Genomic DNA, 22,103 nt, shown 5'->3' with positions numbered 1-22,103 from the left:
CGTGGCCGTCGCCCTCGACCATCTCGCCGGCCGGACGATCGCTGTCTTCGGCCTGGCGCGGAGCGGCCTCGCGACGATCCGCGCCGCGGTGGCGGGCGGAGCGACTGTCGTCGCCTGGGACGACCGCGAACAGGCGCGCACGGAGGCGGAGGCGCTCGGCGCGCGCGCGCTGCCGTTCGCCGACTGGCCGTGGCGGGTTCTTTCCGATCTCGTGCTGGCGCCCGGCATCCCGCTCACCCATCCCAAGCCGCATCCCGTCGCCGCGGCGGCGCATGCCGCAGGGGTGGGGATCGTCTGCGACATCGAGCTGCTCTGGCGGGAGGCGGAAGGGAAGGCGCGCTTCGTCGCCATCACCGGGACGAACGGGAAGTCGACGACGACGGCGCTGCTCGGCCACGTCCTCCGCTCGGCGGGCTTCGAGGCGGAAGTCGGCGGCAATATCGGGCGGGCGGCGCTCGACCTCGAGGGCCCGGCGCCGGAGCGCGTCTACGTGCTCGAAATGTCGTCCTACCAGCTCGATCTCGTCCACCGCTTCCGCCCCGACGTCGCGGTCTGGCTGAACCTGACGCCGGACCACCTGGACCGGCACGGCGACATGGCCGGCTACCGCCGCGCCAAGGAGCGCATCTTCGCCAACATGGCGACGACCGACACCGCCATCGTGGGCATCGACGAGCCGGTCATGCTTTCGGTCGCCCGCACGCTGCGGGAGCGGAACGGCCCTGCCGTCGAGACCGTGATGGTGGCGCCGGGGGAAGGGGCCGGCGAGGCGGCGCCGGGCTGGCGGGTCGATGCCGGGGGCCGGCTCTTCCGCGGGGCGGAGATCGCCGCGGACTTCTCCGATCTCGCGACGCTGCGCGGGGCGCACAACTGGCAGAACGCGGCGACGGCCTTCGCCGCGGCGCGCGCGCTCGGCGTCGCCCCGGACCGGATCATGGCGGGCATGCGGACCTTCCCCGGCCTCGCACACCGGATGGAGATCGTCGCAAGGCGCGGCCGGACGCTCTTCGTCAACGATTCGAAGGCGACCAACGCCGATGCGGCGGCGAAGGCGCTTGCAACCTTCCGCCCGATCTACTGGATCGCGGGCGGGCTTGCGAAGAGCGGCGGGATCGACGACCTCGCGCCCTTCTTCCCGCGGATCGCCAAGGCCTATCTGATCGGGGCCGCGGCCGACGCCTTCTCGCAGACCCTCGCGCGCCGGGTCCCGCACGCGATCGCCGGCGACGTTCAGACGGCGGTAACCATGGCGGCGCAGGATGCCGCGCAGGATTCGTCGCCGGAAGCGGCGGTCCTGCTCTCGCCGGCCTGCGCCTCCTTCGACCAGTTCGCCGATTTCGAAGCGCGCGGCGAAGCATTCCGCCGTGCCGTCGCCAGTCTCGACGAAGACGTGATCCAGGAGGCCGTTTGATGATCAGCCGCGCCAATCGCACGCCGATCGCCGAATGGTGGTGGACCGTCGACCGCACCATGCTCGGCCTGACGCTGGTCCTCTACGCGGCGGGGCTCGTGCTGTCGCTCGCCGCGAGCCCCGCGGTCGCCGAACGGATCGGGCTGCCGAGCCTCCATTTCGTGCTTCGCCACGCCTTCTACGCCCCGTTCGCCGCCGCGCTCGTCATCGGGCTCTCCTTCCTGACGCCGCGCCAGGTCCGCCGCGCGGCGCTCGTGCTGCTCCTCGTCTCGCTGGCGATGATGATCCTGGTGCTGTTCGTCGGCGCCGAGGTGAAGGGGTCGCGGCGCTGGATCTATCTCGGCGGCCTTTCCCTGCAGCCGTCCGAATTCATGAAGCCCGCCTTCATCGTCATCACCGCCTGGCTCTTCGCGGAGGGCAGCGACCGGCCGGACGTGCCCGGCCGGCTGCTCGCGGTGCTCCTCCTCGTCATCGTCGCGGCGCTCCTCGTCGCCGAGCCGGACCTCGGCCAGACGATGCTCACGCTCGCGGTCTGGGGCGCGCTGTTCTTCCTCGCCGGCGTCTCGCCGATCCTGGTCGCCGGCCTGGGCGGCATCTCGGTCGCGGGCCTCGCCGCCGCCTACACGATCTTTCCGCACGTCTCGGAGCGCATCAACCGCTTCCTCGATCCCTCGAGCGGCGACACCTTCCAGGTCGACACCGCCATCCAGTCCTTCGAGCGCGGCGGCTGGTCCGGAACCGGGCCGGGGGAGGGCGTGATGAAGCGCATCCTGCCGGATTCCCACACGGACTTCGTCTTCGCCGTGGTGGCGGAGGAGTTCGGCATCCTGATCTGCATGCTGCTGATGCTGCTCTTCGCGGGACTCGTGATCCGCGGTCTGATGCAGGCCTTCCGGCGCAAGAGCGCCTTCGAGAGGCTGGCGATCGCCGGACTCGCCACCCAGATCGGCATGCAGTCCTTCATCAACATGGGCGTGAACCTCAACATCCTGCCGGCCAAGGGCATGACGCTGCCATTCATCTCCTATGGCGGCTCCGCGCTGCTTTCGGCCGCCGTCACCATGGGGTTCCTGCTCGCGCTCTCCCGCCGCTCCTACGATCAGCACGTGACGGTCGTCCCGCGCGCGGCCGCGGTCGGGCATACGTGACGACGGATCGCGTGCGCACCGTTCTGCTGGTCGCGGGCGGCACCGGCGGGCACCTCTTCCCCGCCCTGGCGCTCCGCGAGGTGCTGACCGCCCGGGGCTGGCGCGTCGAGCTCGCGACCGATCCCCGCGTCGGCGCCTATGTGGAAGGCGTCCCGCCGGAGGCGAGGCACGTCGTCCGCTCCGCGACGATCAGCGGCGGCAATCCGCTCGCGATCCTGCGCTCGCTCGGCACCATGGCGCTCGGGCTGTCGGAATCCCGCAGGCTGGTCGCGCGCCTCCGCCCGGAGGTCGCGGTCGGCTTCGGCGGCTACCCGACCGTGCCGCCGCTGCTCGCGGCAAAGCTCGCCGGCCTGCCGATCGCGGTCCACGAGCAGAACGCCGTGCTCGGCCGGGCGAACAGGCTGCTCGTCCGCTTCGGCGCGCAGCTCGCCACCGGCTTCCCGGAGCCCGGCGGCGGCGAGAAGGCCCGGCGCCGCACGCATGTCGGCAATCCGGTCCGCAGCGCGATCGCGCTCCGCGCGGGCGAGCTATATCCGGCGCCGGCGGCCGGCGAGCCGTTCCGGCTCCTCGTCTTCGGCGGCAGCCAGGGCGCCCGCGTCTTCTCCGACGTCGTCCCCGACGCCGTGGCGGCGCTCGCCGCGCCCGAGCGGCGCCGCCTCCGCATCGTCCAGCAGTGCCGGCCGGAGGACATCGAGCGCACCCGCGCCGCCTACGGGCGGCTCGGCGTCGAGGCTGAGCTCCAGCCGTTCTTCCGGGACATGCCGGAACGGCTCGCCGCGGCGCATCTGGTCGTGAGCCGTGCCGGCGCCTCGACCGTGACCGAGATCGCGGTGATCGGGCGGCCCTCGATCCTGGTGCCCTATCCCCATGCGCTCGACCACGACCAGGCCGCGAACGCGGCGGCGCTCGCGGCCGCCGGCGCCGCCTGGGTGGTGCCGGAGCGGGACTTCACGGCGCGGGGCTTTGCGAACCGGCTCGCGGATCTTATGCAGGCTCCGGAACAGCTGGCCGTCGCCGCGCGGGCCGCGGCGGGGCAGGGGCGGCCGGACGCCGCCGAACGGCTCGCCGATTTCGTCGAATCGATCGCCAGCGGGCGCAGGGAGTAGTCAGCCCATGAAGATGCCTCGGGACATCGGGCCCGTCCATTTCGTCGGGATCGGCGGCATCGGGATGAGCGGCATCGCCGAGGTGCTCGCTAACCAGAACTATCGCGTGACCGGATCGGACGTCGCCGACAGCGCCAACGTGCAGCGCCTGCGCGAGCACGGCATCCCGGTCCATATCGGCCACGACGCCGCCAATCTCGACGGCGCGGCGGTGGTCGTCGTCTCCTCGGCCATCAAGCGCGACAACCCGGAGCTGAAGGAGGCCCGCGCGCGCGGGCTGCCGGTCGTCAGGCGCGCCGAGATGCTCGCCGAGCTGATGCGGCTGCATTCGGCGATCGCGATCGGCGGCACGCACGGCAAGACCACCACCACCTCGCTCGTCGCCGCGCTCCTCGACGCCGGCGGCTTCGACCCGACCGTCATCAACGGCGGCATCATCAACGCCTACGGCACGAACGCCCGCATCGGCAGCGGCGACTGGATGGTGGTGGAGGCCGACGAATCCGACGGGACGTTCGTGAAGCTGCCGGCGGACATCGCCGTCGTCACCAATATCGACCCGGAGCATCTCGACCATTACGGCTCGTTCGACCACGTGCGCGAGGCGTTCCGCGCCTTCGTGGAGAACGTGCCGTTCTACGGCTTCGCCGTCATGTGCCTCGACCATCCCGAGGTGCAGGCGCTGGTCGGCCGCATCGAGGATCGGCGCATCATCACCTATGGCCGCAACCCGCAGGCGGAGGTGCGTTTCCGCGACGTCGCCGCGGCGGGCGGGCGGTCGCACTTCACCGTGGAGCGGCGGGACCGCGTCACGGGCGAGACCGAGACGATCGCCGATTTGGTGCTGCCGATGCCGGGCGAGCACAACGTTTCGAACGCCACCGCCGCGATCGCCGTCGCCCGCGCCCTCGGGATCGCCGGCGACGCGATCCGCAAGGGCCTTGCGGGCTTCGGCGGCGTGAAGCGGCGCTTCACGCATACGGGGAGCTGGAACGGCATCGACATCTACGATGATTACGGCCACCACCCGGTCGAGATCGCGGCCGTGCTGCGCGCCGCCCGCTCGGCCGCGAAGGGCAGGGTGATCGCCGTCGTCCAGCCGCACCGCTATTCCCGCCTGAAGTCGCTCTTCCCGGAATTCTGCGCCTGCTTCAACGAGGCCGATACCGTCCTCGTGGCGGACGTCTATCCGGCCGGCGAGGCCCCGATCGAGGGCGCCGACCGCGAGAGCCTGATCGAGGGGCTGCGCTCCGGCGGCCACCGCGACGTCCGCGCGCTCCCCGGCGAGGAGGCGCTCGCCCCGATCATCGCCGAGATCGCGAGCCCGGGCGACATGGTGGTCTGCCTCGGCGCCGGCTCGATCTCCCGCTGGGCGAACGCTTTGCCGCAGGCGCTCGCCGCTTTCGGCATGCCAGAGACGGCGCGCCCGTAGCGCCATGCCGAGCCATCTCCTCGACCGTTTGCAGGGCCGTCTCGACGGCTTCCGCGGCACGCTGCAGGCGGACCAGCCGCTCGCGCCCATCGTGTGGTTCCGCGCCGGCGGCCCGGCCGAGATCCTCGCTCTGCCGACCGACGCCGAGGACCTCGCCTTCCTCATGCGGGCGCTGCCGCCGGACATCCCGGTGACCGTGATCGGGCTCGGCTCCAACCTCCTCGTGCGCGACGGCGGCGTGCCCGGCGTCGTGGTCCGGCTCTCGGCCCGCGGCTTCGGGCAGATCGCGGTCGACGGACAGCGCTTGCGCGTCGGGGCGGCGCTCGCCGACCGGCGCGTGGCGGCCCACGCGCTCGAGGCCGGGATCGGCGGCTTCGCCTTCTATCACGGCATTCCGGGCGGCATCGGCGGGGCGCTCAGGATGAATGCCGGCGCGAACGGGGTCGAAACGCGCGAGCGCGTCGTCGAGATCGTCGCGATCGACCGGGCGGGCGGGCGCCGCGTCCTCTCGAACGCCGAGATGGGCTACGCCTACCGGCATTCCGCCGCGCCGGCGGACCTGATCTTCGTGGAGGCGGTCTACGAGGGCCATCCGGCCGAGAGGGACGCGATCCGCGCCGAGATGGAGGCCGTCCAGGCGCACCGCGAGACCGCGCAGCCGATCAAAAGCCGGACCGGCGGCTCGACCTTCAAGAACCCGCCCGGCGGCAAGGCCTGGCAGCTCATCGACGCGGCCGGCTGCCGCGGGCTCGCAATCGGCGACGCCCAGGTCTCCGAGATGCACTGCAACTTCCTCATCAACAATGGCGGCGCGGCCGGCCACGATCTGGAGACGCTCGGCGAGACGGTGCGCCTGCGCGTGCTCGAACATTCCGGCATCCGCCTGGAATGGGAGATCAAGCGGATCGGCCGCTTCGGCGCGAGCGGGATCGTGGAGCCCTTCCTCGGCCGGGACTAGCGGGATGGCCGGCGGCCGCGACAATGCGGCGCCTGCCGCTCGATTCCTGTCGGGCAGGAACGGGGATTGAGGGATCGCGCCGGCAGGCTAGACTTGCGCCGTGAGGCCGGGCGACACCATGTTCGAGATCCGCGAGGACGATCTTTCCGGCGCCGCGACGCGCGCTTTGCTCGCCTTCCATCTGGCGGGCATGCGGGCGAACTCGCCGCCCGATGCGGTGTTCGCGCTCGACCTCTCCGGCCTGACGGCGCCCGGCGTCACGGTCTGGACGGCGTGGATCGGCGATGCGGTCGCCGGCATGGGGGCGCTCAAGGAACTCGGCGACGGCACCGGCGAGGTGAAGTCCATGCGGACGCATCCCGACCACCTGAGGCGCGGCGTCGCGGCGGCGCTGCTCGAGCACATCATCGCCGAGGCGCGGGCGCGGGGCATGCGCCGCCTGAGCCTCGAGACGGGCAGGGGCCCCGCCTTCGAACCCGCGATCGCGCTCTACGCCAGGCGCGGCTTCGTGGAGGGCGAAGCGTTCTCGACCTACCAGGAGAACAGCTTCAGCCGGTTCATGCACCTTTCGCTGGAAACGCCCGGACCCTGAGCGACCGCCGCGCGCGATTTCCTCCGCCGCGCTCCGCCAGTGCGGCGGCGCGGCCTTCGGCCATCCGCAATCATGTCCCGCCATCACGGCGCTGGAAATCTCTCCCGATCCGAGATAGTTTGCGCACAAACCAACTGGAACCTCGAACGAGGATGGGAGGAAGGCATGAACGTGAGATCCATGCTGCGTCTGGCCGCCGCCGCGGTCCTGTCGCTCGCCGCAACAATCGCCGCCGCGCAGGACGCCCCGGAGAAGATCCGGATCGGCTACGTCGCCTCGCTCTCCGGCCCGCTGGCGCCCGGAACCCTGACGACGACCGTCCCGAACTACCGGCTCTGGGTGAAGGACGTGAACGATCGCGGCGGGCTGATGCTGTCGAAATACGGCAAGCGCATTCCGGTCGAGCTGATCGAGCTCGACGACCGGTCGAACATCGAGGACGCCGTCCGCCTGACGGAGCGGCTGATGACCTCCGAGAAGGTCGATCTCGTGCTCGCGCCCTGGGGCACCGGCACCAATCTCGCGGTCGCGCCGGTCTACCACAAGCACGGCTATCCGCTCCTGGCGGTGACCGCGGTGAACGAGAAGATCCCGGAGCTCACGAAGCGCTGGAAGGACGTGTTCTTCTATCTGGGCATGCCATCGGAGGCCTCGAAGGCGCTCGTCGACATGCTCTCCGCGCTCCGGCAGCAGGGCAAGATCGGCGACAAGGTGGCGCTCCTCGCCGTCGCGCAGCAATTCGGCGCCGAGCTCATCGGCCCGGCCAAGGAGGCGCTCGCCGCCGGCGGCTTCGACATCGTCTACGAGGCGAGCTACCCGGTCGACGTGAAGGACCTGACGCCCCAGATCAAGGCGGCCCAGGCCGCCGCGCCGGACACCTTCATCGCCTTCTCCTACCCGCGCGACACGCTGATGCTGGTGGAGACGGCCCAGGTGAACGGCTTCCGCCCGAAGGTCTTCTACACCGCCGTCGGGACGGCCTTCCCGGTCTTCAAGCAGAAGTTCGGCGACAAGGCCGAGGGCATTTTCGGGATCGGCGGCTGGGATCCGACGGTGCCGGGGGCGCAGGACTACTTCAAGCGGCACGTGGCGGTGACGGGGCAGGAGCCGGACCGCTGGGCGAGCCCGCTCACCTACGCCTCGCTGCAGATGCTCGAGCAGGCGATCGAGAAGGTCGGCGAGATCGACCGGGAGAAGATCAGCGCGAGCCTCGGCAGCGACACGTTCCAGACGATCGCCGGGCCGATCAGGCTCGAGAACAACCGGCTCGTGAAGCAATGGTGGGTCGGGCAGTGGCAGGGCGGCGAGTTCAAGGGCGTCGCGCCCGCCGACATGCCGAACGCCGTGCCGCCGGTGGTGGACTGAGCGAGGGCGGAGGCCGGCCCCCGGATCCCCGCAGGAAAGCGTACCGATGGCGTTCGCCGACCTCATCATGACGGCGCTCCTCTCCGGCGGGCTCTACGCGCTGGTCTCGGTCGGCCTGAACCTCCAGTACGGCGTCGCGCGCATCCTCGACCTCGCCTATGGCGAGCTGATGATGCTCGCCGCCTTCGGCACGTTCTGGGCCTTCACGCTCGCCGGACTGTCGCCGCTCCTGACGCTCGTCCTCGGCGCGCCGGTCGCCTTCGCCTTCAACCTCCTCCTCTTCAGGCTCGTGTTCCGGCCCCTCGTCCGGCGGTCGCGCGACCGGGCCTCGCTCGAGGTGAACGCGATCCTCTCCACCTTCGGGCTCGTCTTCCTGCTCCAGGGCGCCGCGCTCGCGCTCTGGGGCGGGTCGGACCGCGCCTATTCCTATCTCGCCGAGCCGGTGACGGTGCTCGGGTCCGTGACGGCCGCCAACCGTCTCCTGGCGCTCGCCGGCGCGCTCGTGACGGCGGCCGCGGCCTATCTCGTCCTGCGCTTCACCCGGACCGGCCGCGCGCTCCGGGCGATCGCCTCCAACGCGGCGTCGGCGCCGCTCGTCGGCATCGACGTCGAGCGGCTGTCGGGCTGGGCCTTCGCCGCGGGCGGCCTCCTTGCCGGCGTCGCCGGCGTACTCGTCTCCTCCTTCATCAACATCAATCCCGCGATCGGCACCGAATACACGATGAAGGCGCTCATCGTCGTCACGATGGGCGGGATCGGAAACGTGCTCGGCGGGCTTCTCGCCGGCCTCGCCCTCGGCTTCGCCGAAACGATGGGCGCCGCCTTCATCGACCCGGGCCTCGTCACGGCGATCGCCTTCGCGCTCTTCATCCTGGTGCTCGTGCTGCGTCCCGAGGGGCTGCTCGGCAGGCGGCGCCGATGAGGGCGCCGGACATGCTGGCGCCGGCCGCGATCCTCGCCGCCGCCGCTGCGGTCGCCGCCGCGCCGATGGTCGTCGGCAGCTACGGCATCTCGGTGCTCATCAATCTCCTGAACGCCATCGTGCTCGCGACGGCCTGGGCCTTCTTCTCCGGCCCGACCCGCTACGTCTCGCTCGCGGCGGGGGCGTTCTTCGGCACCGGCGCCTATGCCGTCGCGGTCCTCGGCGAGGCCATCGGCTACGTGCCGAGCCTCCTCGCGGCCGCGCTGACCGGCGCCGTTCTCGCCGCGATCGTCGGGCTCGCCACGCTGCGCCTGCGCGGCATGTACTTCGTCATCTTCACCTTCGGCCTCTCCGAGCTCGTGCGCGAACTCGTGAACTGGTGGGAGTTCAACGTCACCCATACGGTCGGCCGCTACGTCTTCCTCGATGTCGGCGAGGCGGAGATCCTGTGGCAGCTCGCGGCGCTCGCGGCCGTGCTCCTCTTCGGCTGGTGGCTGCGCGACCGCAGCCGGATCGGCTACGCGCTCGAGGTGATCGGCGCGGACGAGACGGTGGCGCGCCAGATCGGCATCGGCTCGATCGGGCTCAAGCTCGCCACCTTCGTCCTGTCGAGCGTGGCGATCACGCTTGCCGGCGCGATCCTGGCGCCGCGCTGGAGCTTCATGGATCCGACCATCGCGTTCAATCCGACGATCTCGTTCATGACCGTCGTCACCGCGCTGCTCGGCGGCATGCGGCGCTTCTGGGGCCCGGCGCTCGGCGCCGTCCCGCTCGCGCTCCTCTCCGACTATCTGGCGACCACCGTGCCGGACTATTTCTCGATCGTGCTCGGCCTCGCCTTCCTGGCGATCGTCTTCTTCGTCCCGGACGGCCTTTCCGGCCTGCTGGCGCGCCGGACCGGCGGGCTGCGCCCGCAGGCGGCCGGCCTGCCGTGAGCGCGCCCGCCCCGGCACCGGTGCTTTCGCTCCGCGGCGTCACCAAGCGCTTCGGCGGCCTTCTGGCGCTCGCCGGCATCGACCTCGATGTGCGGCCAGGCGAGGTGCTCGGCCTGATCGGGCCGAACGGCTCGGGCAAGAGCACGCTCCTCTCGGTGATCGCCGGACGCCAGAGGCCGAGCGCGGGCGCGATCCGGCTCGACGGCCGCGACGTCGCCGGCCGGGATTCGGTGCGGCTCTGCCGCGCCGGGATCGCCTGCACGTTCCAGCTCGTGCGGCTGCCCGACACGCTCTCCGCGCGCGACAACGTCGCCGTCGCCGCGATGTACGGGCGGCGGCGCCTCGGCATCGAGCGCGCGCGGCACCTGGCGGACGAGCTGCTCGAGCGCGTCGCCTTCGGCGCCGACCGCCATGCGCTGCCCGCGGCCCTTACCTATTCCGACCAGAAGCGGGTGGAGCTCGCCCGTGCGCTGGCGACCGAGCCGCGCATCCTCCTTCTCGACGAATGGCTGGCAGGGCTGACGCCGACCGAGCTCGCCGATGCGCTCGATCTCGTCGCCGGCCTTCGCCGGGACCATGCGCTCACGCTCGTCGTCGTCGAACACGTGATGGCGGCGATCCGGACGCTCTGCGAACGCGTCGCGGTGCTCGATGCCGGCCGGCTGATCGCGGAGGGAAGCGTCGAGGCCTGCCTCTCCGACCCGGAGGTCGTCCGGGTCTATCTCGGGGACGAGGATGCTTGAGGTGCGTGGCGTCTCCGCCGGCTACGGCCGCCATGCCGTGCTCGACGGCGTCTCGCTCGAGGTCGCGGAAGGGGAGCTCGTGGTCGTGCTCGGGTCGAACGGCGCCGGCAAGACCACCCTGATCGGCGTGCTGTCGGGCATGCTCGCGCCGGGCGCCGGCACGATCCGCTTCCGGGGCGAGGCGATCGGCAACATGCCGCCGCACCGCAGGGCCCGGCTCGGAATCGCCACCGTGCCGCAGGGGCGCGGGCTCTTCGCCGACATGAGCGTCGCCGACAACCTCGCGCTCGGCGCCTTCGCGCGGCCGGACGGCGCGGCCGGCGCGGAGCGTCTCGCCGACGTGTTCGCGCTCTTTCCGCGGCTGCGGGAGCGGCGCGCCCAGGCGGCGGAGACGATGAGCGGCGGCGAGCAGCAGATGGTGGCGCTCGGCCGCGCGCTGATGTCAGGCCCCGCGCTCCTCCTCCTCGACGAGCCCTCGCTCGGCCTCAGCCCCGCGCTGACCACCGAAGTCTTCCGCGCGATCCGCCGCATCGCCGACCGCGGCGTCGGCATCATGCTCGTCGAGCAGAATGCGCGGCAGAGCCTGAAGATCGCCGACCGCGCCTATCTCATCGAGGCCGGGCGCATCGTCGGCGCCGGGCCGGCGGCGGAGATCGCCGCCGACGGCCGCGTGCTCCGCGCCTATCTCGGCGGCTGAGGCGGCCGGGAGGGGCGCTCCGTGTCAAGGACGTCGCGGACCTTGGCGGCGAGGTCGGCATAGATGAACGGCTTCGTGATGAGCTGGACGCCGGGATCGAGCCGGCCGTGGTGGACGATCGCGTCGCGCGCATAGCCGGTCGTGAAGAGCACCTTGAGGCCGGGCCGGATCGCGCGCGCGTCGCGGGCGAGGTCGGCGCCGTTCATGCCGCCGGGCAGCACCACGTCGGTGAAGAGCAGGTCGACCCGGTTCTGGCGCGCAAGCAGCCTCAGGGCGGCGGTGCCGTCATGCGCCTCGATCACCCGGTAGCCGAGCTCGCGCAGGATCTCGACCGAATAGCCGCGGACGTCGTCATCGTCCTCGACCACGAGGATCGTCTCGTCCTGAGAGCCCTCCGGAATGATGGCGGCCTGGCCGATCTCCTCGTCCTCCCCGAGGGAATGGACCATGCGCGGCAGGTAGATCTTCACCGTCGTGCCGTGGCCCGGCTCCGAATAGATCTTCACGTGGCCGCCCGATTGCTTGACGAAGCCGTAGACCATGCTGAGCCCGAGGCCGGTGCCCTTGCCGGGCTCCTTCGTCGTGAAGAACGGCTCGAACACCCGCGCCGCCGTCTCCCTGGTCATGCCTTCGCCGTTGTCGGAGACGCAGATGACGACGTACTGGCCGGGCGCCACCTCCGCGTGGGTGGCGGCATAGGCCTCGTCGATGCGGGTATTGGCGGTCTCGATCGTGAGCTTGCCGCCGTCCGGCATGGCGTCGCGCGCGTTGACCGCGAGGTTCAGGATCGCGCTCTCGAGCTGGTTGGCGTCGGCCTCGACGGACCACAGGCCGGCCGAGAGCACCGTCTCCACCGATATGGTCTCGCCGAGGGTCCGGTGCAGCAGCTCCGACATGTCCGAGACGAGCCTGTTCGCATTGAGCGGGCGGGGGTCGAGCGGCTGGCGGCGGGAGAAGGCGAGCAGGCGCTGGGTGAGGGTGGACGCGCGCCGCGCGCCGTTCATCGCATTGTCGGCGGCGCGCTTCAGGCGGCTGGATTCGGCGGCGATGTTCCGCTGCAGGATCTCCAGATTGCCGACGATCACCTGGAGGAGGTTGTTGAAATCGTGGGCGACGCCGCCGGTGAGCTGTCCGATCACCTCCATCTTCTGGGCCTGCCTTAGCGCGGCCTCGCGCTCGCGGAGCTCGCGCGTGCGCTCCAGGACCTGCTCCTCGAGCGTCGCGTTCAGCTCGTGAAGCGCCGCCTCGGCCGCGCGCGCCTCGGTGACGTCGACATTGACGCCGATCATGCCGAGAAACGTGCCGTCCGGGTCGAAGCGGGGCTGCGCCTCCGTCCGCAGCACGCGGAAGGCACCGTCGGCACGGCGGTAGCGCGCCTCGACCTGGAAGCCGCGGCGCTCCCGCATGGCTTCCTCGAACGGCCGGAAAAGCGTCTCGCGGTCGTCCGGGTGGAGCGTCACGCTCCAGTCGAAGCCCCCGGTCGCTTCCTCCTCGACGCCCCAGAACCGGCGGAGCTCCCGGTTGAGATAGACGCACTTGCCGTTGGCGTCGCCCATCCAGAGCATGACCGGCGCACTCTCCGCCACGAGCCGGAACCGCCCCTCGGATTCGCGCAGGGCCGCCTCGGCGCGCCGTTGCTCGGTGATGTCGTGGCCCTGAACGAAGATGCCGGTCACGCGGCCTTCCGTATCGCGGATCGGCTGGTAGACCAGGTCGAGATGCCGCTCGGCGGCAGGAGCGTCCGGCGTCTCGCGGAGGAGGACGCGCATGCTCTGGCCGACGAAGGGCTCGCCGGTCGCGAACACCCTGTCCAGGTGCTCGAAGAATCCCTGTCCCTCGACCTCGGGGAGCACCTCCCGCACCGGCCTGCCGTGGACGGCGCGGTTGCCGACGAGCCGGAGATAGGCGGCGTTCGCCAGATCGAAGACGTGCTCCGGGCCCTTCAAGACCGCCATGAAGCTGGGCGCCTGCTCGAAGAGCTCCCTGAGGCTGCGGAGATCGTCTTCGAGTGCCGCATTCTCGTCCTGCACCGCCTTCGCGCGCCACAGGACGCCGCTCTCCAGCGGCTGGACGGGCGGCACGGTTCCGGCGTTCCGGTCCGCCATCCGGCGGAGCCTCTGGAGCTCCGTGACGTCCACCGTATGCTGGAGGATGTGAGCGAGCCCGCCCGCCGCATCGAAAAGCGGAACGTGCGTCGCGCTCCAGTAGCGCTCCTCGAGCCGGCCGTCGGGACCGGCGATGTCGTACTTGATGAGCGGGAGATGGTCCGCGCTCCGGTTGCGGCGCACCCGGTCGAAGGAGCCCTGCAGCAGGCGAAAGCTCTCCGAGGCCGGATCGCTCGGAAAGGCCTCGAACATGTTGCGCCCGACGATCTCCGGCAGCTTCCGCATGGTGGCCCGGAGATAGGCGTCGTTGGCGCCGACTATGGTGAGATCCGGGTCGAGGATCACATAGGGATTGGGCGAGGCGCGGAAGATCGCCGCGAGATCGACCCGCAGCCCGGGCCCGGCATCCGCCGCCCGGGGACTGCCGGGGCTCCCCGCAGCAGGGTCATCGAGCGTCATGGGGGAAGGGCTCCTCGTCTCGATCTTTCAGAGCGTGCGAGATCCCGGAGAAGGCCTGTCCGCGCCGATCGCCCTGGGAAGCTCCGCTCATCCCTCTGCGAGGCAAGCCGCATCGCTCGGCCCGCATATAACCCGCTCATGCCGGCCGGCGGATCAGGAATCGAGGATATCAGGCATCCGGCCATCTGTCGCGGCGGGAGTCCGGCGTCCTGAGGCGGGCGGAGGCCCGCCACCGCCGGCGCGTGACGCCGGGTCGAAGGGGAAGGTCCTGAGAGGGGGCCCCGGCCGACCGCGAGGGGGAAGGGGGCATGAGGAGGAGGCCGGCCGGGGTTGTGTCCATCAGTCACGCTCGCGCTCGGCACCGAACGGTTGGGACGATCCGTTCATCTGGTGCTCCGCTCCTGCGGCCGTGGCCGTTGGACACGTCTGCTTTTGCTTTTTTGCTCGCTCTGGTGACCAGGTCTGAACATCCAAGCAACCGGAAAACGGACGCCCCTCTATTCGGTTCCGCAGGCCGCGAATTTTTTTTCGCCCTTGCCAAGTGCCGTGCCGGCCATAGAACAGCGCCAACCGGTCGTAGCGACCATGCTGAGGCAAACCGGCAAGGTCGACGGAGAGTGTAGGAGTTTGCTAACGACGTTGCGTGCAATTTGAAGGAAATTGCCGTTTGCCGGAACAGCGCGGCCCGAGTTTCGTTTCCGTCGTACCGAGGAGTGGATGGACGGGCGTTCCACGCGCCGCTGTGAGCCGGATGGACGACACGATGACGACGACGCACGGAGCAATGCCGCGTCTGGAGTATGACAGTATGACCGGTAACGAAGAGCGCGACATGAAAGCTGCCCCCAAGAAGATCGGAAGGGGTGCGTCGTCGGATGAGGCTCAGATCGATCCGCGTATTCAGACCGAGATCGGAAAGCATCTGCGGGCGATGTACGACGACGTAATCAATGAGCCGGTTCCAAAGCACCTGCTGGATCTACTTACGAAACTCGAGCAGTCGCGCAAAGGCTAGGCTGAACCATGCCGGTCTCTGACGCACTTCGGGAAGACCTGTTGGCATCGATTCCCAACCTGCGCGCCTTCGCGGTGTCGCTGTGCGGGAGCAGCGAGCGCGCCGACGATCTGGTCCAGGAAACGCTGATGAAGGCGTGGGCCAAGTTCGATACGTTCCAGGAAGGCACCAACCTCCGCGCCTGGCTCTTCACCATTCTGAGGAACGAGTTCTATTCGCAGGTCCGCAAGCGCGGGCGCGAGGTGGAGGATGCGGAAGGGGCGTATGCCGCCCGGCTCGCGTCGCAACCGGCTCAGAACAGCCACATGGATCTGCGCGACTTCCGCCAGGCGCTCGCGAAGCTCCCGGCCGACCAGCGCGAGGCGCTGATCCTCGTCGGCGCCTCGGGCTTCTCCTACGAGGAAGCCGCGGAAATCTGCGAATGCGCGGTCGGCACCATCAAGAGCCGGGTGAGCCGCGCGAGAACGCGCCTCGCGGAGCTCCTGCATCTCGATCCCGACGACACGTTCGGAGCCGATCCGCTTTCGGCGACGGTCGTCGGCGGCCCGTCGGCGGGCTGACCGCCCGGAACCCGACAAAGCGCACCAGCCGCATTGACGAGCGCACCGGCGTCCCGCGATATGGCAGCGGGGTATTCGCCTGCGGGCGCTTGCAGGGGCATGGCCTGGTGGCCGAGAGAACCGTTATCGGGGGCGTGGGACGGGTCCTGCGCCCCGACCCGCACCGGTGCGGGCGCTGCGCGCTTGCCGGGCTGAAGTTCCTCCGGTGCCTTTCGGAGGGGGAGGCCGCATTCGTCCGGGACCTGAAGCGGGGCGAGATGACCTTCGATCCGGGCAGCCTGATCCTCCACGAGGGGGAGGAGGCCGACAGCCTCTACACGGTCGTCTCCGGCTGGGCGATCCGCTACAAGACGCTGGCGGATGCGCGCAGGCAGATCCTGAAATTCGTCCTGCCGGGCGACTTCCTCGGCCTGCAATCCTCGATCTTCGCGGCGGCGGAGCACAGCGTCGAGGCCCTGACCGAGGTGAGGACCTGCGTGTTCCTGCGGAAGCGCTTCTGGGAAATGCAGGAACGGCATCCGCAGCTCGGCTACGAGATGGTGTGGGTCGCGGCGAGCGACGAACAGCACCTCGACGCGGCACTCCTCAGCGTCGGACAGCGCTCGGCCCTGGAGCGGGCGGCCTATCTTCTCCTCGACCTCTACATCCGGGCGGAAGAGCGCGAGCTCGTCGTGAACGAGACCGTGCTCTTTCCCTTCAACCAGCAGCATCTCGCCGATGCGCTCGGGCTGTCGCTCGTGCACACCAACAAGGTGATCGGCAGGCTGCGGACGATGAAGCTGATCAAGTGGGAGGGGCGGGCCTTCCAGCTCCTCGACCGCGCCGGCATGGAGGCGGTCGCGAAGTGGGAGGCGCGGGCGAACGCGGTTCCGAGGGCGTTTCTCTGAGCGCCGTCCGGATCAGAGCCGAGCGGCCTCCGCCGCGGGCTCGCCGGTGGGCCGTGCCGCCTGCCGCGCAGGCGCGCTCGGCCCTGCCCGGCGGGACGGCCGCCGCTCGTCCGAAGGCCGGGATTCCAGGAAGCGCATCAGCGCCGTCTCCTCGCGCGTCAGCCCGCGGCGAAGCGGTCCCTTCATGAGCTCCGGCCCGATCGCGCCCGCTTCGTAGGCCTCCACCACGAGCGGGTGGACGTAGCTCGCCCGCGCCACGGCGGGCGTGTTGGCGAGCCGCTCCGACACGGAGCGCATCACCGCTGCGACGATGCGGCGCCGCGCCCGCTCGCTCTCGGGCCGCTCCGCCCGGGCAAGCTCCGCGATCGCCTGGGCCGAGGCGGCAAAGGTGCGGAAGTCCTTCGCGGTGACGTCCGAATGGCCGGCCTCGCGGAGATAGGTATTGAGGTCCCGCGCGGAGAGGTAGCAGCACCGGCCGTGCTCGTCCTTGAAGGCGAAGAGGCGCTTGCGCCCGATCGCCTTCAGCCGTCTCAGCCGATCGAGCAGGATCGGATCCCGGACGGTCTTGTCGATGCGCTTGCCGGACTTGCCGGTGAAGGCGAGGTGGACCTTGGTGCCGTTGAGCTTCACGTCGCTCTTCAGGAGCGTCGTCGCGCCGCGGCCGCCATCCTCGATGCCGTTCTTGTTGTGGCCGGAGCGAAGCAGCGCGCGGTCGACCAGCCGGCCGGCGACGGCGGCCGCGTAGATGCGGTCCGGCGTCCGGCGCCTGAGATCCCGCTCCAGCCTGTCGCGGATGCGCGGGAGCGCCCGCCCGAACCGGACGAGCCGCTCCGCCTTCACCCTGTTCCTGAGCGTCGTCCACTCCTCGTGATAGCGATATTGATGCCGGCCCTCCGCGTCCCGGCCGATCGCCTGGATATGGGCGAAGGGATCCTCCGCGATGCAGACCTCCGTCCAGGCCGGCGGCAGGACGAGGGCGCGGATCCGCGCCAGCACGACGGGGTCGCGGACCGGCCGCCCGTCGGCATCGACATAGCTGAAGCCGCGGCCGCGCCGGCGGCGCCGGATGCAGAGCTCACCGACTTCCACGTAATGGAGCCCCAGCTCCTCGGCGCGTCTCGGCAGATTGATCGGCATGGAACCGTTTCCCCCTCAGGGCCCGTCAACGCGCCCGCAGGGCGGCCGTTCCTGCATTGCGGCAAGGCGCTTTCAATGGTGCGCCGGCGCGCTATTCTCGTCGTGCCCTCCTTCGAAGTTCCGAGACAGCATCATGACCGAACTCGCCCCGCTCAAATTTGGACTGGGTGCGCCCGTCCGCCGCCTGGAAGACCCCGCCCTCCTGCGCGGAAGCGGGCGCTTCACGGCCGACGTCACGCCTGCCGGCGCGCTGCACGCCTACGTGCTGCGCTCGGCCGCCGCGCATGCGCGCATCAGCCTCTCGGGTCTCGAGGACGCCCGGCGTGCGGCCGGCGTGCACCTCGTCTGGACAGCCGCGGACGTTGCCGATCTCGGCTCGATGCCGTGCGAGGCGACGGGTCCGATCAAGGCCGGGTCGCCCGGCGGCAAGCCGTTCTTCCCCGTCCTCTGCAGCGATGTCGTGCGGCATGTCGGGGACGCGATCGCGTTCGTCGTGGCCGAGGACGCGCTTGCCGCGCGGACCGCCGCCGAGGCGATCCTCGTCGACTACGATCCGCTGCCGGCGGCCGTCGGCTCGCTCGCGGCGCTCGCGCCGGACGCACCGCTCGTCTGGCCGGAGCGGGGCACGAATGTCGCCTTCGAATACGAGCACGGGGATGCGGGCGCGACCGAGGCTGCCTTCGCGCAGGCCAAGCTCGTCGCGGAGCTCACGGTCGAGAACAACAGGCTCGTCTGCAACTACATGGAGCCGCGGGCGGCGGTCGCCGAGTTCGACCCGTCCACCGATCGCTACACGCTGACGCTCCCGACCCAGGGCGTCCACGGCATGCAGGCCTCGCTTGCCGGCGTGCTGAAGGTGCCGCCGGCGAAGCTCCGGGTCGTCACGCCCGATGTCGGCGGCGGCTTCGGCGTGAAGGCGGTGCCCTACCGCGAATACGTGCTCGCCGCCAAGGCGGCGAAGGCGCTCGGCCGCCCCGTGAAATGGGTGTCCGACCGCAACGAGCATTTCCTGGCGGACGCGCAGGGCCGCGACAACGTCGCCACCGCCGCCTTCGCGCTCGACGGCGACGGACGGATCCTCGCGATGCGGGTGAACCTCGTCGCCGACATGGGCGCCTATCTCTCGCATTACGGTCCGATCATCCCCTGGCTCGGGCTGACCATGGCGACGGGCCTCTACGACATCCGGACCATCCATCTCGCCTGCACCTGCGTCTTCACGAACACCGTGCCGACCGACGCCTATCGCGGCGCGGGCCGTCCCGAAGCGGCCTATCTGGTGGAGCGGCTGATGGATCATGCCGCGCGGGTCGCCGGCCTGTCGCCGGCCGAGATCCGCCGGCGCAACTTCATCCGGCCGGAGCAGATGCCGTACCGGACCCAGACCGGCCGTCTCTACGATACCGGCGAGTTCGACGGCCACATGGAACGCGCGCTCGAACGCGCCGATTTCGCCGGCTTCGAGGCGCGCGCCGCGGAGAGCAAAGCGCGCGGGCGGGTGCGCGGCATCGGCTTCGCGACCTATATCGAAGCCTGCGCCTTTCCGGGCTCGGAGGTCGCGAAGGCGGTGCTCGAGCCGGACGGCCGCGTCGCGCTCCACATCGGCACGCAGTCGAACGGGCAGGGCCACCAGACGGCCTACGCCCAGTTCCTCGCCGAACCGCTCGGGCTCGACTACGATCACGTCCGGGTCGTTCAGGGCGACACCGACCTCACCGATACCGGCGGCGGCACGGGCGGCTCGCGCTCGATCCCGCTCGGCGTGCCGTCGGTGGAGATCGCCGCGCGCACACTCGCCGAAAAGATCAAGGCGCTCGCTTCGGACGAGCTGGAAGCCTCGGCCGCCGACATCGAGCTCGTCGGCGGCAGCGCCCGGATCGCCGGCACCGACCGGAGCATCGGCTTCGCCGAACTCGCCGCCAGGGCCGGCCCGGCGACGCTCGTCGCGACCGGCGAGTACAAGAGCGAGGAGCCGACCTATCCGAACGGGACGCATCTCTGCGAGGTCGAGATCGACCCCGAGACCGGCGCGACGCATGTGCTCGCCTATCTGGTGGTGGACGATTTCGGCGTGGTCGTGAACCCGCTTCTCCTCGCCGGCCAGGTGCATGGCGGGGTGGTGCAGGGCATCGGCCAGGCGCTCCTGGAGCGCACGGTCTACGACGCGGACGGGCAGCTCGTGACCGCCTCGTTCAACGACTACGCCATGCCGCGCGCCTGGGACGTGCCGTCGATCGGGTTCGAGACGCGCAACATTCCCTCGAAATGGAATCCCCTGGGCATCAAGGGGGCCGGCGAGGCGGGCTCGATCGGCTCCTGCCCGGCGGTGATGAATGCGGTGGTCGATGCGCTCGACCGCGGTTTCGGCATCCGCCACATCGACATGCCGGCGACGCCGGTGCGCGTCTGGGAGGCGATCCGGGGCGCCGCGCGCTGAGCGGCGGGGAACCTGGCCGGGGCACTTCCGTTCAGCAACGATGAACGCGCAGGACGGCCCGATCGAGAGCGGCGTGGAGATCCTGGCGCGCGCGGGCTATGCCGCCCGCGGCGTCGTCTACCTGATCGTCGGCTTCTTCGCCGCCCTCGCGGCGTTCGGCCGGTCGGAGGCGAAGGGCACCGAGGGGGCGCTCGCCGCCGTTCTCGGCGCGCCCTTCGGCACCGCTTTGGTCTGGATGCTGGCGATCGGGCTTGCCGGCTATGCCGCCTGGCGTCTCATCCAGGCCGTCAACGATCCCGACCGGCACGGCACGGACGCGAAGGGCCTCGTCATCCGCGCCGGCCTTCTCGGAAGCGGCCTCCTCAACCTCGCGCTCGCCTTCTTCGCGCTCGGCCTCGTTTCGACATGGGGAAGCGACGGCGGGGGCGGCGATCCGACCGGCGGCTGGCTCGCGGCGATCCCCGGCGCCGGTTTCCGGTGGATGTTCGTCTGGGGCGCCGCCGCGATCCTTGCCGGGACCGCGGCAGCCCTGATCTGGAAGGGCGCGACGGCGGGGTTCGAGAAGTACATGCGCATTCCGCCCGATGCCGCCCCCTGGCTGCGCCCGCTGTCGCGCGCCGGGCTCATCGCGCGCGGGGCCGTGTTCCTCGTCCTGGCGGGCCTCGCGGTCAGGGGCGGCTTCGCCTACGACCCGGCGGACCGGCCGGGGCTGCAGGACGCGCTGAAGGCGGTGCAGGGCTACACGCTCGGCTGGCTGCTTCTCCTCGCGATCGGCCTCGGCCTCGCGGCCTTCGCCGCCTACAGCTTCGCCGAGGCCCTCTACCGCCGCATCGATCCGCACTGAAGCGGGCGCCGGGGCGGCGAAGTGCAGGCGGCTTCTCCCGCGGCAAGCCCGCGCTTACGTCCATGGCTGCGGTCCCGGCGGCATGCTACGAGCCGCCGATGAATCCCGCCTTCGGCATCCTTCTCAAGGTCGCCTCGACCGTCCTCTTCACCCTGATGCTCGTCGCGATCAAGGCGACGGAGGGACGGGTGCCCGAGGGCGAGGTCGTCTTCTTCCGCTCCTTCTTCGGGCTCATCCCGATCGTGGCGATGCTCGCGTGGCAGGGGCTGTTTCCCGCGGCGCTGCGGACGCCGAGGCCGCTCGTCCATTTCAGCCGCGGGCTGGTCGGCGTGACCGCCATGGGCCTCGGATTCGCCGCCGTACAGCGCCTGCCGCTGCCCGAGGCCATGGCGATCGCCTATGCCGCGCCGCTGTTCCTGGTCGCGCTCGGCGCGCTGGTGCTGCACGAGCCGGTGCGGCTCTATCGCTGGAGCGCGGTCCTCGTCGGCTTTCTCGGGATCATGATCATCCTGTGGCCCCAGTTCGAGCTGCTGCGGTCCGGTCGCCTCGGCAGCGCCGCGCTGGCCGGTGCCGCCTTCGGGATCGTCGCGGCCTTTCTTTCGGCGATGGCCGGGATCTTCGTGCGCAGCATGACCCACAGCGAGGGGACCGGCACGATCGTGTTCTACTTCTCCGTGACGTCGAGCGTGGCCGGCCTGCTGACGATCCCGTTCGGATGGGTGGCGCCTTCGGCCTTCGACGCCGCGCTCCTCGTCTCGGCAGGCCTCTTCGGCGGCGTCGGCCAGATCCTGATGACGTCCGCCTATCGCAACGCGGATGCCTCGACGATCGCGCCGTTCGAATATGCCTCGATGATCTGGGGCGTGGCGCTCGGCTATCTCGTCTTCGCCGAACTGCCCGGGCCGTCGCTCCTTTTCGGCGGCCCGGTGGTGGTCGCCTCCGGCGTGTTCATCATCCTCCGCGAGCGGCAGCTCGGGCTGAAGCGGGCGCGGCAGCGCCGCGCCACGCCGCCGCACGGCTGATCCGCGTGCTCAGAACGCCTTGAAGGTGAGGATGGTCTTGGTGTCGACGATGCCCGGGATCGAATGCACCTTCTCGTTGACGAAATGGCCGATGTCCTCGCCGGGGCTCGCGTAGAACTTCACCAGCAGGTCGTAGTCGCCTGCCGTGGAATAGATTTCCGATGCGATCTCCGCATCGGCGAGCTCGGTCGCGACCTCGTAGGACTTGCCGAGCCGGCATTTGATCATGACGAAGAAGGGGGTCATGCGCGCCTCCGGAATCGGCCGGAGTGAAGCGGATCGGGACCGCGCCGGCAAGCGTTGCGAACGGCGATCCGACCGCAATGCC

Annotated in this window: 20 protein-coding genes; 17 read left to right on the top strand and 3 right to left on the bottom strand. The window is 70.6% G+C overall.

Going from position 1 to position 22,103, the window contains the following annotated elements; translation table 11 throughout:
- The first annotated feature begins 1 nt into the window (after nt 1).
- From murD to E4O86_RS08645, 11 genes are all read left to right on the top strand, one after another.
- Nucleotides 2-1,411, top strand: a complete 1,410-nt coding sequence (gene murD, locus E4O86_RS08695; RefSeq protein ID WP_161140139.1) for a UDP-N-acetylmuramoyl-L-alanine--D-glutamate ligase — start codon at nt 2-4, stop codon at nt 1,409-1,411.
- A complete protein-coding gene (gene ftsW, locus E4O86_RS08690; protein ID WP_161140138.1) occupies nt 1,411-2,559 on the top strand; it encodes a putative lipid II flippase FtsW in 1,149 nt (382 codons plus the stop codon). Before murD ends, ftsW begins: the two co-directional genes overlap by 1 nt.
- 11 nt (nt 2,560-2,570) lie before the next feature.
- The gene (murG, locus tag E4O86_RS08685) at nt 2,571-3,665 is read left to right on the top strand and encodes an undecaprenyldiphospho-muramoylpentapeptide beta-N-acetylglucosaminyltransferase (RefSeq protein WP_161140137.1); all 1,095 of its coding nucleotides are present in this window, start codon (nt 2,571-2,573) and stop codon (nt 3,663-3,665) included.
- Nucleotides 3,666-3,672: 7 nt separating this feature from the next.
- The gene (gene murC / locus E4O86_RS08680; protein WP_161140136.1) at nt 3,673-5,097 is read left to right on the top strand and encodes a UDP-N-acetylmuramate--L-alanine ligase; all 1,425 of its coding nucleotides are present in this window, start codon (nt 3,673-3,675) and stop codon (nt 5,095-5,097) included.
- A gap of 4 nt (nt 5,098-5,101) precedes the next feature.
- On the top strand, nt 5,102-6,055 hold the full coding sequence (gene murB, locus E4O86_RS08675) for a UDP-N-acetylmuramate dehydrogenase (RefSeq protein WP_161140135.1): 954 nt from the start codon (nt 5,102-5,104) through the stop codon (nt 6,053-6,055).
- 118 nt (nt 6,056-6,173) lie between these two features.
- Complete coding sequence (locus tag E4O86_RS08670) at nt 6,174-6,647, top strand: GNAT family N-acetyltransferase (RefSeq protein ID WP_161140134.1); 474 nt, start codon at nt 6,174-6,176, stop codon at nt 6,645-6,647.
- 165 nt (nt 6,648-6,812) lie between these two features.
- Nucleotides 6,813-8,012 (top strand): amino acid ABC transporter substrate-binding protein, encoded by a 1,200-nt coding sequence (locus tag E4O86_RS08665; protein ID WP_246206302.1) that lies wholly within the window; start codon nt 6,813-6,815, stop codon nt 8,010-8,012.
- A gap of 46 nt (nt 8,013-8,058) precedes the next feature.
- On the top strand, nt 8,059-8,934 hold the full coding sequence (locus tag E4O86_RS08660) for a branched-chain amino acid ABC transporter permease (protein ID WP_161140133.1): 876 nt from the start codon (nt 8,059-8,061) through the stop codon (nt 8,932-8,934).
- Complete coding sequence (locus E4O86_RS08655) at nt 8,931-9,869, top strand: branched-chain amino acid ABC transporter permease (protein ID WP_246206301.1); 939 nt, start codon at nt 8,931-8,933, stop codon at nt 9,867-9,869. Before E4O86_RS08660 ends, E4O86_RS08655 begins: the two co-directional genes overlap by 4 nt.
- Nucleotides 9,866-10,612, top strand: a complete 747-nt coding sequence (locus E4O86_RS08650) for an ATP-binding cassette domain-containing protein (protein ID WP_161140132.1) — start codon at nt 9,866-9,868, stop codon at nt 10,610-10,612. Before E4O86_RS08655 ends, E4O86_RS08650 begins: the two co-directional genes overlap by 4 nt.
- Nucleotides 10,605-11,309 (top strand): ABC transporter ATP-binding protein, encoded by a 705-nt coding sequence (locus tag E4O86_RS08645; RefSeq protein ID WP_161140131.1) that lies wholly within the window; start codon nt 10,605-10,607, stop codon nt 11,307-11,309. The genes E4O86_RS08650 and E4O86_RS08645 overlap by 8 nt, the downstream gene beginning before the upstream one ends.
- Here E4O86_RS08645 and E4O86_RS08640 read toward each other — a convergent pair.
- The gene (locus E4O86_RS08640; RefSeq protein WP_161140130.1) at nt 11,294-13,873 is read right to left on the bottom strand and encodes a PAS domain-containing protein; all 2,580 of its coding nucleotides are present in this window, start codon (nt 13,871-13,873) and stop codon (nt 11,294-11,296) included. The genes E4O86_RS08645 and E4O86_RS08640 overlap by 16 nt on opposite strands.
- 751 nt (nt 13,874-14,624) lie before the next feature.
- Here E4O86_RS08640 and E4O86_RS08635 point away from each other — a divergent pair.
- From E4O86_RS08635 to E4O86_RS08625, 3 genes are all read left to right on the top strand, one after another.
- Nucleotides 14,625-14,888, top strand: coding sequence for a NepR family anti-sigma factor (locus E4O86_RS08635; RefSeq protein ID WP_161140129.1), 264 nt, complete (start codon nt 14,625-14,627; stop codon nt 14,886-14,888).
- A gap of 8 nt (nt 14,889-14,896) precedes the next feature.
- A complete protein-coding gene (locus tag E4O86_RS08630; protein WP_161140128.1) occupies nt 14,897-15,448 on the top strand; it encodes a sigma-70 family RNA polymerase sigma factor in 552 nt (183 codons plus the stop codon).
- Nucleotides 15,449-15,555: 107 nt separating this feature from the next.
- Nucleotides 15,556-16,335 carry a cyclic nucleotide-binding domain-containing protein gene (locus tag E4O86_RS08625; RefSeq protein WP_161140127.1) on the top strand — a complete coding sequence of 260 codons (780 nt, stop codon included), beginning with the start codon at nt 15,556-15,558 and terminating at the stop codon, nt 16,333-16,335.
- Nucleotides 16,336-16,347: 12 nt separating this feature from the next.
- On the opposite strand, the gene E4O86_RS08620 is transcribed toward E4O86_RS08625, so the two are convergent.
- Nucleotides 16,348-17,472 carry a DNA topoisomerase IB gene (locus E4O86_RS08620; RefSeq protein WP_161140126.1) on the bottom strand — a complete coding sequence of 375 codons (1,125 nt, stop codon included), beginning with the start codon at nt 17,470-17,472 and terminating at the stop codon, nt 16,348-16,350.
- Nucleotides 17,473-17,605: 133 nt separating this feature from the next.
- Between E4O86_RS08620 and E4O86_RS08615 the strand changes: the two genes are divergently transcribed.
- The 3 genes from E4O86_RS08615 (at nt 17,606) to E4O86_RS08605 (ending at nt 21,775) form a co-directional block, all read left to right on the top strand.
- A complete protein-coding gene (locus tag E4O86_RS08615; protein ID WP_161140125.1) occupies nt 17,606-19,909 on the top strand; it encodes a xanthine dehydrogenase family protein molybdopterin-binding subunit in 2,304 nt (767 codons plus the stop codon).
- Between the two features lie 40 nt (nt 19,910-19,949).
- Nucleotides 19,950-20,753 (top strand): DUF1206 domain-containing protein, encoded by an 804-nt coding sequence (locus E4O86_RS08610; RefSeq protein ID WP_161140124.1) that lies wholly within the window; start codon nt 19,950-19,952, stop codon nt 20,751-20,753.
- Nucleotides 20,754-20,851: 98 nt separating this feature from the next.
- A complete protein-coding gene (locus E4O86_RS08605; protein WP_161140123.1) occupies nt 20,852-21,775 on the top strand; it encodes a DMT family transporter in 924 nt (307 codons plus the stop codon).
- Between the two features lie 9 nt (nt 21,776-21,784).
- Here the strand turns inward: E4O86_RS08605 and E4O86_RS08600 are convergent, their stop codons facing one another.
- Nucleotides 21,785-22,021, bottom strand: coding sequence for an Lrp/AsnC ligand binding domain-containing protein (locus E4O86_RS08600; RefSeq protein ID WP_161140122.1), 237 nt, complete (start codon nt 22,019-22,021; stop codon nt 21,785-21,787).
- Nucleotides 22,022-22,103: the final 82 nt, after the last annotated feature.

The organism is Propylenella binzhouense (genome assembly GCF_009866965.1).
Classification (GTDB): domain Bacteria; phylum Pseudomonadota; class Alphaproteobacteria; order Rhizobiales; family Afifellaceae; genus Propylenella; species Propylenella binzhouense.
This window is presented reverse-complemented; position numbering and strand designations above follow the sequence as displayed.

Excerpts from the sequence above, each read along its gene's own strand:
- ftsW (WP_161140138.1), top strand. The coding sequence starts at position 1,411 with ATGATCAGCCGCGCCAATCGCACGCCGATCGCCGAATGGTGGTGGACC.
- murC (WP_161140136.1), top strand. The coding sequence starts at position 3,673 with ATGAAGATGCCTCGGGACATCGGGCCCGTCCATTTCGTCGGGATCGGC.
- murB (WP_161140135.1), top strand. The coding sequence starts at position 5,102 with ATGCCGAGCCATCTCCTCGACCGTTTGCAGGGCCGTCTCGACGGCTTC.
- E4O86_RS08670 (WP_161140134.1), top strand. The coding sequence starts at position 6,174 with ATGTTCGAGATCCGCGAGGACGATCTTTCCGGCGCCGCGACGCGCGCT.
- E4O86_RS08665 (WP_246206302.1), top strand. The coding sequence starts at position 6,813 with ATGAACGTGAGATCCATGCTGCGTCTGGCCGCCGCCGCGGTCCTGTCG.
- E4O86_RS08660 (WP_161140133.1), top strand. The coding sequence starts at position 8,059 with ATGGCGTTCGCCGACCTCATCATGACGGCGCTCCTCTCCGGCGGGCTC.
- E4O86_RS08655 (WP_246206301.1), top strand. The coding sequence starts at position 8,931 with ATGAGGGCGCCGGACATGCTGGCGCCGGCCGCGATCCTCGCCGCCGCC.
- E4O86_RS08645 (WP_161140131.1), top strand. The coding sequence starts at position 10,605 with ATGCTTGAGGTGCGTGGCGTCTCCGCCGGCTACGGCCGCCATGCCGTG.
- E4O86_RS08640 (WP_161140130.1), bottom strand. The coding sequence starts at position 13,873 with ATGACGCTCGATGACCCTGCTGCGGGGAGCCCCGGCAGTCCCCGGGCG.
- E4O86_RS08635 (WP_161140129.1), top strand. The coding sequence starts at position 14,625 with ATGGACGACACGATGACGACGACGCACGGAGCAATGCCGCGTCTGGAG.
- E4O86_RS08630 (WP_161140128.1), top strand. The coding sequence starts at position 14,897 with ATGCCGGTCTCTGACGCACTTCGGGAAGACCTGTTGGCATCGATTCCC.
- E4O86_RS08620 (WP_161140126.1), bottom strand. The coding sequence starts at position 17,472 with ATGCCGATCAATCTGCCGAGACGCGCCGAGGAGCTGGGGCTCCATTAC.
- E4O86_RS08615 (WP_161140125.1), top strand. The coding sequence starts at position 17,606 with ATGACCGAACTCGCCCCGCTCAAATTTGGACTGGGTGCGCCCGTCCGC.
- E4O86_RS08610 (WP_161140124.1), top strand. The coding sequence starts at position 19,950 with ATGAACGCGCAGGACGGCCCGATCGAGAGCGGCGTGGAGATCCTGGCG.
- E4O86_RS08605 (WP_161140123.1), top strand. The coding sequence starts at position 20,852 with ATGAATCCCGCCTTCGGCATCCTTCTCAAGGTCGCCTCGACCGTCCTC.
- E4O86_RS08600 (WP_161140122.1), bottom strand. The coding sequence starts at position 22,021 with ATGACCCCCTTCTTCGTCATGATCAAATGCCGGCTCGGCAAGTCCTAC.